Here is a 323-nt window from a genome sequence, read left to right as displayed (position 1 = left end):
GCGGCGGGGCGGCGGCGGCCCGAGCGGCCCCCGGCGCGGGCGTTGTCGGCACCGTCGGCGGGACCGGTGACGGGACCGGCGGCGCCAGGTGCTTGCCGTGCAGCACATGGCCGACCTCGCGGGCGAGCTGCGCGGCGCGGATCCGGGCGTTGGCCGCGAGCACCTCGCCGACCTGCTCCCAGGCGGCGGCCATGAACTCCTCCTGCCGCGCCTGGACCACCTGGGTACCGAAGTTGGCCGCGATCCGGAACCGCGGGTCGAGGTTGAGCCGGTGCACCCAGTTGCGGTTCGCCGGCGCCGGGACGGGCGTGCCGTCCCGCTGG

Annotated in this window: 1 pseudogene; it reads right to left on the bottom strand. The window is 78.0% G+C overall.

Annotated elements, in window-relative coordinates:
• Positions 1 to 323: pseudogene (locus VR45_RS09370) on the bottom strand (hypothetical protein); the annotation flags it as partial.

The sequence above is a fragment of the Streptomyces sp. NRRL S-495 genome (assembly GCF_000966955.1).
Taxonomy (GTDB): domain Bacteria; phylum Actinomycetota; class Actinomycetes; order Streptomycetales; family Streptomycetaceae; genus Kitasatospora; species Kitasatospora purpeofusca.
Note: the sequence above shows the minus strand (reverse complement) of the source record. Positions and strands in the feature narration are given on the sequence as shown.